We start from the raw sequence: 10741 nt of genomic DNA, 5'->3' as shown, positions 1-10741 counted from the left end.
TTAGACGACTCCATCGCCGCGAAGTATTCCTTTTAGGATTAGGCGGCTCGCTGAAACCTATCCTACGCCAGTGGGTATTACTAAATTGATAGGAGTGAAGGCATATGGTATTTGTACTAAAACCAAACGTAGCAAGGGAGCGAATTGAGGCCTTCATTCATAAGTTTGAGTCAGACGGCTTTTCCACAATCCTTAGCACAGGGACTGAGCACACTGTGGTTTGTCTTATCGGCAACACTGCTAAGGTGGATGTGGATCATATTGTCCATACCAACGACATTGTTGAATATGGCAAACGCGTAACCGAGCCCTATAAGGCGGTTAACAGAATCGTTCACCCTGACAATACAACCGTTAAGGTGGGAAATGTCAGCATTGGCGAAGGGTACTTTACGGTCATCGCTGGTCCCTGCTCAGTGGAGAGTAAGGCGCAAATCCTTGAGATTGCCAGATCCGTGCAACTCAGCGGTGCAACCATCATGCGCGGAGGCGTATTTAAACCGCGCACCTCGCCTTACGCCTTTCAGGGATTGCAAGAAGAAGGCTTAAAATTGCTTTTGGCGGCAAAACAGGAGACAGGACTTCCTATTGTCACAGAAGTCATGAATCAAACCCAGATTCCATTGCTGGAGCAAGTGGATATTATCCAGATCGGGGCTAGGAATATGCAGAATTTTGACCTGCTTAAAGAAGTGGGCAAATGTAAGAAGCCGATCCTCCTGAAACGAGGCCTAGCCAACACGATCGAGGAGCTGCTGATGAGTGCCGAGTATATTATGTCCGAGGGCAATGAACAAGTCATTCTTTGTGAGAGGGGTATCCGCACCTTTGAGACGATGACGAGAAATACTTTGGATTTATCCGCAATTCCTTTGCTCAAGCAAAAGTCTCATCTTCCGGTGATCGTGGATCCCAGTCATGCTGCAGGAATACGCAGCCTCGTTGCACCCCTTGCCAAAGCAGCCATGGCTGTAGGAGCTGACGGTCTTATGATTGAAGCCCATAATGATCCGTCTAAGGCCCTGTGCGACGGCGCCCAGTCTTTGGATTTAAAGCAGTTTGAAGAACTAATGGTCGATTTAAGGAAAAGAGCCTTATTTGAAGGTAAAAAGATGTAAGCTTATGTCACAAAATCTTCTGCGGAAAATGTAACCAAAGATTACCATTAAGTGCATAAGTCCTGTGAAGTAATGGAACGATTATACAGACCTTCACCAATATCAGTTACGTGGTTTCCAAATGGAGGTCAACGATTTAAATTCCAGTAGCCTTTCTGTAAATGAGTAGATGTTGTTTTTCTGCTCAAAAGAAAAGACCACCTTGAATGTTACTTCAAGGTGGTCTTTGTAAACGATGACTTTATCCACATAGCTGTCGATGAATTTTTGCATTCCGGGATGTTTTTTCAGTTACAAATTGCTTAAACATCGAGAACATATTCCATCCATGCGATTCGGATTGCTGCCCTAGGGGACCTTTTGCAAGACCGCTATCATGGACAGGAACAACTATGGACAGGAACAACTGAGTGATTTATACATCGGTAAGTGGGGAAGTTTTGATCATTAAAAAGGAGTTAGTGATGCCCACAATCTTTAGACGTGGAGAGTGCTGTTTTTTCAATTGTTGTCGAGGTTGAAAGGCAGGAACAGTTATAGAACACGTCGAAGGAGGTCAAGGGCTGCGACGACTATGAAATCTGGATTAATTAAGAGGGGATGTTATCTTTGGTTGGCTCTGAAAGAGGTAAGCGTTTTTTGAATATAAATATGGATGAGCGCAGATTGCCCATTGTTGTATTTTCGTTATTTTTTTCATGGCTGCTGGCGTTTCCTTTTGAGGGACAGGTTTTATATGCTCTTGCCCATCGATATAATTTAGACCCCCATACGATGATCTTCAAGTCAATCATCGCCCATTTTGTAGCCAGTTTCATTTTGCTTTGTTCGTTGCCATCTAAGAGTCCGAGGATTATAATTAGGAAATTAACGTATTTCTCAGATAAGAGGAGATGTTATGAAAGTTAAGCAGGTTATACTAGAGAATCCTCAGACCCTTCATTACAGTAAAACGTGCGATTGGTGATCATGTCTGAACAGGATGCTATTTTCTCGGACCAGTTGCCAGCGTCATTATTTGCCCAAGTAGCCTCGAGCCCCCTCCGAGTATCTATCGATAAGATCGTTCCGTTAAAGCAGGCTCGGGAGATTGTGGAAACTGAGTTAATTGTAAAGGCCTTGAAGGAGTATCACAGTTTGCGTCGTACGGGAGAAATCCTAGGAGTAGCCCATTCTACATTATTACGTAAAGCGAGGGCATTGAGGATTTCTTACACGGACTAAAGAAACGAAGTAATTTTAAAAAAGGAGAGATTATTTTATGTCACAAGTAAACATTACCTGGGAAGGAAATATGAAATTTGTAGGTACCGATGATAGTGGCTTTAAAATACCTATGGACGCGTCAGCGATTTATGGCGGGAAAAATGAAGGCGTAAGACCGATGGAATTAATGTTAATGTCTCTTGGCGGGTGTACAGGTATCGAGTTAGGTCATATTCTCAATAAAATGAGAGTCGTGTACGATCGTTTAGACGTTGAAGTTAATGGGAATAGAGTGGAAGAACACCCCAAGGTGTTTAGCGATATTCATGTGGTATATCGGTTAAGCGGGGAGAACATTTCGGCAGAAAAGGTGAATAAAGCTCTACAAATGGCTGAGCAGGTCTATTGTTCAGCGTCGAATATGCTAAAAAAAGTAGCGGAAATCTCCTATTCTATTGAAATTAATGGTAGGGCCTATAAATATGATGTGTGTGGAAGCAGTGGAAAAGAGTCCGGACAAGAATTCGGGAGTGAGCACACGGTGCTCCAGAGTGGAAGGACTGGTATAGGATAAAAAACTTACAAGGAGGAAGTTACAATGAAGGTTAAAAATGTAATGGTTTGTAACCCTTACACAGTTAGATCTGATCAAAGTCTTGCTGATGCAAGCAGAATTTATCTAGACCACGATGTTAATTGTGCGCCTGTTGTGGGGGTGAACGATGACATTGTGGGGATCATTACAATTTATAAGGTATTGGGATGTTTTCTATCTGGTTGTTCCCCAACAGCAAAAGTAGAGGAATTCATGGATGATCCGCCTGCAATAGTGGAAGAAAATTCTGACTTTGATAAAATAGCAAACACTTGCACTCAGGATATGGAACGCATGCTTGTTTTGGATCAAAATAAGAAATTAACGGGAATTCTGTCCCGATTAGAGCTAATTAAAAAGGTTACTTTGGCTTGGGAAGAAACTAGAAATGAACTGAGAGTTGTGTTGCAGTCAGTTAGTCATGCAATTATCGCTTTTGATAAAACGGGTTTTGTATACCTTTTTAATAAAGGAGCAGAGATTCTCTTAGGGGTTAGTAGTCAGGAGGCAACTGAACAGTGTGATGAAAGAATTCTACCTCAGTGGATATGGAAGCAAGTTATTGCTGACGGTCAAGCGCGGATTGGCTTTAGATTGGAGGTTAACAACAAGCGGGTAATAGGGAATGCAACGCCTATATATGTAAATGGCGACATAACAGGTACGGTTGTCGTATTGCAAGATTTATCGGAAATGGATAACTTAACTCTAGAATTATCGAGGGTCAGGGAACTGAGAGATGAGTTGGATAATATTATCGAGTGTTCCTATGACGGAATGCTAGTTGTTAATCCTGAAAGAGTAGTCCAAAGGGTTAATAAGAGCGCTTTGCAGCTTTTTGACCTGACAGATTGTAGCAAGAATTGTTTATTAAGTGATATTGAATCAGAAGTTGCTGGTTGCTTGGACGAAATGGCTATTAATATTATAAAGCAGAAGAAAACCCTCACCAAAGGTTACACGAAGGGCGATGGACAGGAGATCATTATTACAGGTAATCCTCGTTTTGCTCCGGATGGAAAGGTAATACAGGTTATATTTAATATGAGGGATATGACTGAATTGCAACGTCTTAAGTTTCAAGTAGAACAAGCGAAGGAAGAGAAATTACGTTATTCAGTCGAGTTATTAGAGCTAAGAGGAAAGTTATTAAAAGAAGATTTAATAACCAAGAGTCCTGCGATGGAGCCAGTCTTAGAGTTAATGGTGCGTGTATCGCAAGTTGAATCGACTGTTCTCATTACCGGAGAATCCGGGGTGGGTAAGGAAGTTGCCGCTAAGCGGATTCACAGGCTAAGCGGAAAGGAGAATGGTCCGTTTATCACTATTAACTGTGGAGCAATACCGGAAAACCTCATGGAATCTGAACTTTTTGGATATGAAAAAGGTGCCTTTACAGGAGCTAGTAAAGAGGGGAAAATAGGCTTAATGGAAGCGGCCAATGGTGGGAACGTTTTCCTTGATGAGATCGGAGAACTTCCTTTGAATTTACAAGTTAAGCTTTTAAGAGTTATTCAGGAAAAGGTTATTTATCGTATTGGTGGCATAAAACCTATTAACCTTGATTTGCGCATTATCGCAGCTACTAATCGTAAACTGGAGGAAATGGTAAAGAAAAAAACCTTTCGCGAGGATTTATTCTATCGTTTGAATGTTGTACAAATTAAAATTCCTCCTTTGCGCGAGCGTAGAGAGGATATTTTACCTTTAAGTGAATATTTTTTGAGCAAGTATTGTACTAAATACAGCAAACAAAAAAAATTACTCAACAAGTTTATAAAATTTTTGAGAGCTATTATTGGCCAGGAAATATCCGAGAATTGGAAAATATTATAGAAAGAGCGGTCATTCTAAGCCAAGGTAACTCAATAGAGATTAACCACCTACCGGAAAATTTGAATGTCGGGAATATTGGAAAGGCTGAGGTTGAAGTAACTGTTAGAGGAATTATCTCATTAAACGAGGGCGTTCAGATGATGGAAAAGGAATTGTTTCGAAAAGCACTAGCAACGGAGAAGAGTAGTAGAAAAATTGCTTTACTTTTGGGGATAACTCATACTACTGTGTTGAGGAAAGGAAAACAATATGAGCTGCTATAATAGTGGCACTGCGAAGTTCCAGTTGGAACCTCGGCGTTCCAACTGGAAAAAAGGAGTTTTTTGATGAATCCTTAATGTCATTTAAAATAAATAAAGGATGAATGGAACAGAAATGTTACGTTCATCCTTTATAATTTTCAGAAAAGTGCCTTTTATCAGATGTTTAAGGATTGGCATAAGTTTTGCGTATAAAATAAGAATAGGTCTTCAAGCTTTTCCAATTAATTGCTAGATTCAAGAAAATTTGATGAAAGAAGGGAGCTTATTAAACATGACCAAAAATATGGAGCACATTCGGGTTAGCGTCGGTTTTTATCCCAACTGGTGGCATAAGAATTATGGTATTTCTTACGGTAAACAGTACTACTATGACCCTGACTACCGCATTGAGGTCGCAATGAAGCAACAAAAGTTACTATATGAGCGCTTTGGAGATCTAGGGCTAGGAAACCCTGATCCCCAACCAAATCCTTTTGTCGATTATGGTATGGCTTTGGTACCTGAATTGTTCGGGTGTGAAACCACGTTCTTCGATGATGCTTTGCCGTGGGCTATTCCGGCTAACATGTCCGAAGAAACAATAAATAATCTCGTTGTACCCGATATACTGAACACTCATCCCATGACTGAAATCATCAGACAAATGGATTATTTAGAGAAAAAATACGGGCGGGTTACAGGAAATATTAATACATGTGGTATTCAGAACTTGGCCTTAAAACTGCGCGGTGATGAACTGTACATGGATTTTTATGAGAATCCAGATGTGGCACACAAGGTAATGAATCTTTGCTTGGAAACAATTATTCCATTAGCCAATTATGTTAAAAGCCGTACTGGTACATTAGCATCATCCGTTACCCCTATGGCTCCACCAGAAATGTATATTACTCCGAATTGTACTACAGCGCAAATCTCTAATGAATCCTATGAGGAATTTATTTTGCCATATGAAATGAAGCTTGCGAATGCGTTACAACCTTTTGGTATTCACCATTGCGGATCTGTTGATAATGTAATAGAAGGCTACAGTAAAATCAAAAATATGCAATTTATTGAAGTGGGGCCTTTGACTGACCTGCGTCGGGTGAGAGAACTGATGCCTACTGTCTTTATAAATGCTAGGATTTGCCCTGTCCGTATGCTCCAATGTACAGCTGAAGAAATTGAGCAAGATGTCAAACGTCTCATCGACACTGGCGGTCCTTACGAATTGCTCTCCATTGATGCAGTAGGTCTTGATTATGGGACACCGGATGAAAATGTTCGCGTTATGATAAATACTGCAAAAAGTTACAGTGCAGCAAAGATTGCCGAAGGGAAATAGTCTCTGTATTAGGAGTTCTCACCCTTTGCAGTCGAGTGATGGTTTAGTTTTTCACATCAAGTACACACAACTAAGAGATATTTTGAATGAGGGGGAAGCATGATGTCCGTATTAGAAGATATTAAAAATTCGATTATTACTTACAAGCCTGCAAAAACTAAAGAGTTTTGCCAACAAGCAATAGATGAAGGAATCGACCCACAGGTGATTTTAAGTGAGGGCTTAATCGCTGGCATGGCTGTTATTGGCGAGAAATTTAAGTTAAATAAGATTTACGTACCGGAAGTACTAATTTCCGCTCGATGCACTCATGCGGGACTAGATATACTGAAGCCCATTTTAGCTGCAGCAAAGGCAGTGGCATTAGGTAAAATTGTACTAGGGACAGTCAAGGATGACCTTCATGATATCGGCAAAAACCTTGTTGCTATGATGTTTGAGGGTGCAGGGTTTGAAGTAATAAACTTAGGGGTTAACGTTGACCCGGGGAAGTTTGTCGAGGCAATCAAAGAACATCAACCAAATATTATAGCGATGTCGAGCCTAATAACTTCTACTTTGCCTAATGTTGAGGGGACCATTAAAGCGATTATAGATGCCGGTCTCCGTGATCAAGTTAAGATTATGGTGGGTGGAGCACCAGTAACTGAAGAGTGGGTCCTGCAAATTGGCGGTGACGGGTTCGGTAAAGATGCTACAGCAGCAGTTGATGCAGCTAAGAAATTGATTGGCGTAGCTTAAAGGAGGAAAAATAATGTTTCATACCGAGGTTCGCAGCAAGAACACAATAGTCACCATCGGTAGGGATTTGCCTGCAGTTATTATTGGTGAACGGATCAATCCCACAGGGAAAAAGAAATTTGGTCAAGCGCTTTTGGCGAAAGACTATGATTATGTAAGACGCGAGGCAATCGCTCAGGTCGAGCAGGGCGCAGATATGTTAGACGTAAATGTAGGAGTCGCGGGCATTGATGAGGTTGCTATGTTACCGGAAGTCATCAAAATAGTGTCTGAAACCGTTAATGTACCTCTGTGTATAGATTCGGCTAATCCGGTTGCCCTGGCAGCAGCGCTAAAAGTATATGAAGGGAAAGCCTTAGTTAACTCAGTAACGGGTGAGGAAAAATCTCTTGAGAGTGTTCTGCCTGTGATTAAGGAATATGGGGCAGCGGTTGTTGGTTTACTCATGGATGACACTGGTATTTCCAATGATCCTGAAAAAAGATTAGCGATCGCCATGAAAATTGTCGAACGTGCAGAAAAGCTAGGAATCGAACGCTCCAATATTATAATCGATTGCTTGACTATGACTGTGAGTTCAGACCATAATGCTGCCACTATTACCCTGAAAACCATTGAAAGGATCGTAGAGGAACTAGGTACTAATATTATTTTGGGAATTAGCAATGTTTCATTTGGTTTACCAGATCGAAATAGTATCACTAAAACGATGATTGCTATGGCCTTAAGGGCTGGTTTAACCTGCATAATTATGGATCCGACGGCAGAGGGTATGCGGCGAACGGTTAAAACCTCTGATCTTCTCTTAGGACGAGATGAGTGGTCTATGAACTACTTGGCAGAATACCGACAGTACTCTGAACCACAAGCCTAGCTAGAAACCTTGCTCACTTGGGGTAAAAAGCCTAATGAAATTTATATATTTCTTACTAAAGAAAGAGCGGAACGTCAAATGCAAAAAGTAAAAATCATTGCATGTGAAGTTTTTAAAGAAGAATTCCTTAGGGGTTTAAAAATACCCAGAGAGAACTGTATCTTTTTACCCCAAGAATTGCATCGTACCCCTGATCTACTAAATGTTGAATTGCAAAAGCAGATAGATCTCCTTGATGAACAAGGAGATCTAGACTGTATCTATTTAGGTTACGGTTGGTGTGGCAATGGTGTTGCGGCCCTAAAGTCCAGCCGGAGCAAAATTGTCATCCCCAATAGTGAGGATTGCATATCTGTTTTACTTGGTCTTCGTCATTTCGGTAAATGTCAGATTAATAGAACCACAAGTTATTTTCTCAGCTCGGGGTGGATTGCCTTTGGGAGCGATGGATGGAAAGAATATCAACGTTGTTTGGAGTTATTTGATCATGAAACAGCCTATTGGGCTACCAAAGAAATGATTAAGAACTATGAAACGTTTATTTTGATCAATAATGATATGGCCAGCTATCTTGCAGACAAGGTTTATGTCCAAAAGATTAGTGAGTTCTTTGACTTGAACTATGAAGAAGTTGAGGGATCAATAGATTGGTTGGCTAGCTTGTTTGAGGATATAGAATCAAACTCCAAGATAATTGTTGAACCAGGTATCTCGATTCAAAGTAGCATGTTTACCTGCGGAACCTAATTACCCATTGGAGGTGCGAAAGTGCAAAGTTTTAAAATTAAATTTCTACCTCAAAACTTAGAAGTTTTTGTTCCAGCAGGTACCAGTGTGGTTGAAGCAGCAGACTTAGCGAGGGTTGACATTGAGCCCACCCCTTGCGGACGGCGTGGAACATGTGGTAAATGCTTAATCCTTTGCCACGATTATTCGGGAATCCCGACAATCGTTGAAAAGGAAAAGATTATCGCTGCTAAGTTGGACCAAGGCTGGAGATTAGCATGTCAAACGCTTATTGTACAAGATATGGTTATTGAAGTGCCCGGTCAATCAGCAGGTAAGCTAATTAAAGCCTTGTTATCACGGCCCAAAAGTGTCATAGAAATTCAACCAACGATTATTAAGCACTTTCTTAAAGTCCCCCCACCAACTATGACAGATCAACGGGCTGATTGGGATAGAGTTGCAGAGCTGTTACTTGATCCTCAACAAGAATTGGACTTAACCTTGTTGAGGAAACTTCCAGAATTAATGAGGAAAAACAACTTTGAAATTACTGTCGTGACTTACAGAGGAAAAGTGATTTCAGTCGAAGCAGGAGACACAACAACTGTAGGTTATGGCTGTGCTATAGACATTGGAACAACAACGGTAATATGTAGTTTGCATGATCTGTTTAATGGACAAGAAATCACAGCTGCATCAGCGTTCAATCCACAGAGAACCTATGGAGCCGATGTGCTTTCTCGTATCGACTTTTCTCTAACGGGCAATAACTTGAAAAAATTACAAAACTTAATTATCGATCAAGTTAATGTCTTAATCGAAGAAGTAATATCACAAGCGGGTATAAATAGGTCGGATATTTATTTACTTAGTGTCGTCGGAAATACAACTATGCAGCACTTGTTTCTTGGACTTCCTTCTAGGTATATTGCCACACCACCCTTCGTCGGAACTCTTTATACAGGACTTAGTTTTGATTCCACAGATTTAGGTATCAAAATCAATGACAGAGGCAAAGTAGCCTTTTTACCCAATGTGGCAGGGTATGTAGGAGCTGATATTGTGGCAGGAGTACTGGCTACGGGTGCTTATAAGTATGATGCTCCATGCGTTTTAATAGATGTTGGAACCAATGCCGAAATTGTCTTAGCGGCTCAAGGCTCTTTATATGCGTGTTCAGCTGCTGCAGGACCAGCTTTTGAAGGAGCGAACATTTGCTACGGCATGCGTGCGGAAACGGGAGCAATCGATCGGGTTTGGCTGGAAGATGGGAAGCTGCACTATCATGTTATCGGAGAGGTTCCAGCATTGGGCTTATGCGGGTCGGGTTTAGTGGATGTAATTGCCGAGTTGCTAAGTATTGGAATTATCGATTTTAGCGGACGTCTATTAACCCGTGAGGAAGCAATCCCGATCGTGGGGGATACTTTGGCGGAAAGTTTGCGAGAAAATGACGATGGTGACGAATTTGTCATAGTTGAAAATAGTGAATTTCAAAAAGTAAGTCTCACACAAAGGGATATTCGCCAAGTCCAGTTAGCTAAAGGTGCCATACTGGCCGGAATTCGAATTATGATCAAGGAAATGGGCATAAAGATTGAAGATATTGAGCTGTTTAACTTAGCAGGTTCCTTTGGCAATGTACTTAATAAAAAGAATGCTCAGGTAGTGGGTCTAATCCCGGCCACTATATCTCTGAGCAAAGTAGAATATGCAGGTAATTCAGCACATGTCGGGGCACAAATTAATCTATTGCGTGCAGATACCGAAGAGATCGTGAATTCCGTAGTTAAAAATATTAAATATATTGAGCTTTCGGATCGAAGTGATTTTACGGAAGAGTTTACAAATGCAATGTTTTTCGGTGAATGTGAAGGATAGAGGTAAAAAACAAGGGAAGTAAAAATGAAAGGAGGTGAAGGCTCTCACCTAAAGAGAATACAGTACCCGATTGCGAGAAACGAGGTTTATCTTAAATTTTCAAAATTGTGTCTTGACAAGCGGGGACATTTCAAATCCCATCCACAGCGGAATAATTCCCAAGGAGATTTA

Annotated in this window: 11 protein-coding genes; 10 read left to right on the top strand and 1 reads right to left on the bottom strand. The window is 41.0% G+C overall.

Going from position 1 to position 10741, the window contains the following annotated elements; genetic code table 11:
* Positions 1-104 precede the first annotated feature (104 nt).
* Complete coding sequence (aroF, locus tag UF75_RS05305; RefSeq protein ID WP_045573563.1) at positions 105-1118, top strand: 3-deoxy-7-phosphoheptulonate synthase; 1014 nt, start codon at positions 105-107, stop codon at positions 1116-1118.
* Between the two features lie 590 nt (positions 1119-1708).
* Here the strand turns inward: aroF and UF75_RS29600 are convergent.
* Positions 1709-1936 carry a hypothetical protein gene (locus tag UF75_RS29600; RefSeq protein ID WP_207642468.1) on the bottom strand — a complete coding sequence of 76 codons (228 nt, stop codon included), beginning with the start codon at positions 1934-1936 and terminating at the stop codon, positions 1709-1711.
* Between the two features lie 151 nt (positions 1937-2087).
* Here UF75_RS29600 and UF75_RS05300 point away from each other — a divergent pair, with 151 nt between their 5' ends.
* From UF75_RS05300 to UF75_RS05265, 9 genes are all read left to right on the top strand, one after another.
* Complete coding sequence (locus UF75_RS05300; RefSeq protein ID WP_197079326.1) at positions 2088-2342, top strand: hypothetical protein; 255 nt, start codon at positions 2088-2090, stop codon at positions 2340-2342.
* A gap of 37 nt (positions 2343-2379) precedes the next feature.
* Complete coding sequence (locus tag UF75_RS05295) at positions 2380-2898, top strand: OsmC family protein (RefSeq protein WP_045573561.1); 519 nt, start codon at positions 2380-2382, stop codon at positions 2896-2898.
* Positions 2899-2922: 24 nt separating this feature from the next.
* Positions 2923-4755: a sigma-54-dependent Fis family transcriptional regulator gene (locus UF75_RS26125; RefSeq protein WP_052693015.1), complete on the top strand. Its 1833-nt coding sequence runs from the start codon at positions 2923-2925 to the stop codon at positions 4753-4755.
* Positions 4740-5018 (top strand): hypothetical protein, encoded by a 279-nt coding sequence (locus tag UF75_RS26120; protein WP_052693014.1) that lies wholly within the window; start codon positions 4740-4742, stop codon positions 5016-5018. Before UF75_RS26125 ends, UF75_RS26120 begins: the two co-directional genes overlap by 16 nt.
* Before the next feature lie 271 nt (positions 5019-5289).
* Positions 5290-6345, top strand: coding sequence for a uroporphyrinogen decarboxylase family protein (locus UF75_RS05285; RefSeq protein ID WP_045573560.1), 1056 nt, complete (start codon positions 5290-5292; stop codon positions 6343-6345).
* Positions 6346-6444: 99 nt separating this feature from the next.
* Complete coding sequence (locus UF75_RS05280; protein WP_242860121.1) at positions 6445-7086, top strand: corrinoid protein; 642 nt, start codon at positions 6445-6447, stop codon at positions 7084-7086.
* A gap of 13 nt (positions 7087-7099) precedes the next feature.
* The gene (locus UF75_RS05275; RefSeq protein WP_045573558.1) at positions 7100-7960 is read left to right on the top strand and encodes a dihydropteroate synthase; all 861 of its coding nucleotides are present in this window, start codon (positions 7100-7102) and stop codon (positions 7958-7960) included.
* A gap of 78 nt (positions 7961-8038) precedes the next feature.
* Positions 8039-8707 (top strand): DUF1638 domain-containing protein, encoded by a 669-nt coding sequence (locus UF75_RS05270; protein WP_045573557.1) that lies wholly within the window; start codon positions 8039-8041, stop codon positions 8705-8707.
* A 21-nt stretch (positions 8708-8728) separates the two neighbouring features.
* Positions 8729-10570 carry an ASKHA domain-containing protein gene (locus UF75_RS05265; RefSeq protein WP_045573556.1) on the top strand — a complete coding sequence of 614 codons (1842 nt, stop codon included), beginning with the start codon at positions 8729-8731 and terminating at the stop codon, positions 10568-10570.
* The last annotated feature ends 171 nt before the right edge of the window (positions 10571-10741 follow it).

The sequence above is a fragment of the Desulfosporosinus sp. I2 genome (genome assembly GCF_000960765.1).
Taxonomy (GTDB): domain Bacteria; phylum Bacillota; class Desulfitobacteriia; order Desulfitobacteriales; family Desulfitobacteriaceae; genus Desulfosporosinus.
The sequence above is the reverse complement of the archived record's forward strand: the minus strand, read 5'-3'. Positions and strand labels throughout refer to the sequence as shown.

Bases quoted from the DNA above. Each gene is read 5' to 3' on its own strand.
- UF75_RS05280 (WP_242860121.1), top strand. From the start codon at position 6,445: ATGATGTCCGTATTAGAAGATATTAAAAATTCGATTATTACTTACAAG.
- UF75_RS05300 (WP_197079326.1), top strand. From the start codon at position 2,088: ATGTCTGAACAGGATGCTATTTTCTCGGACCAGTTGCCAGCGTCATTA.
- UF75_RS05285 (WP_045573560.1), top strand. From the start codon at position 5,290: ATGACCAAAAATATGGAGCACATTCGGGTTAGCGTCGGTTTTTATCCC.
- UF75_RS05270 (WP_045573557.1), top strand. From the start codon at position 8,039: ATGCAAAAAGTAAAAATCATTGCATGTGAAGTTTTTAAAGAAGAATTC.
- UF75_RS05275 (WP_045573558.1), top strand. From the start codon at position 7,100: ATGTTTCATACCGAGGTTCGCAGCAAGAACACAATAGTCACCATCGGT.
- aroF (WP_045573563.1), top strand. From the start codon at position 105: ATGGTATTTGTACTAAAACCAAACGTAGCAAGGGAGCGAATTGAGGCC.
- UF75_RS05295 (WP_045573561.1), top strand. From the start codon at position 2,380: ATGTCACAAGTAAACATTACCTGGGAAGGAAATATGAAATTTGTAGGT.
- UF75_RS29600 (WP_207642468.1), bottom strand. From the start codon at position 1,936: ATGAAACTGGCTACAAAATGGGCGATGATTGACTTGAAGATCATCGTA.
- UF75_RS26125 (WP_052693015.1), top strand. From the start codon at position 2,923: ATGAAGGTTAAAAATGTAATGGTTTGTAACCCTTACACAGTTAGATCT.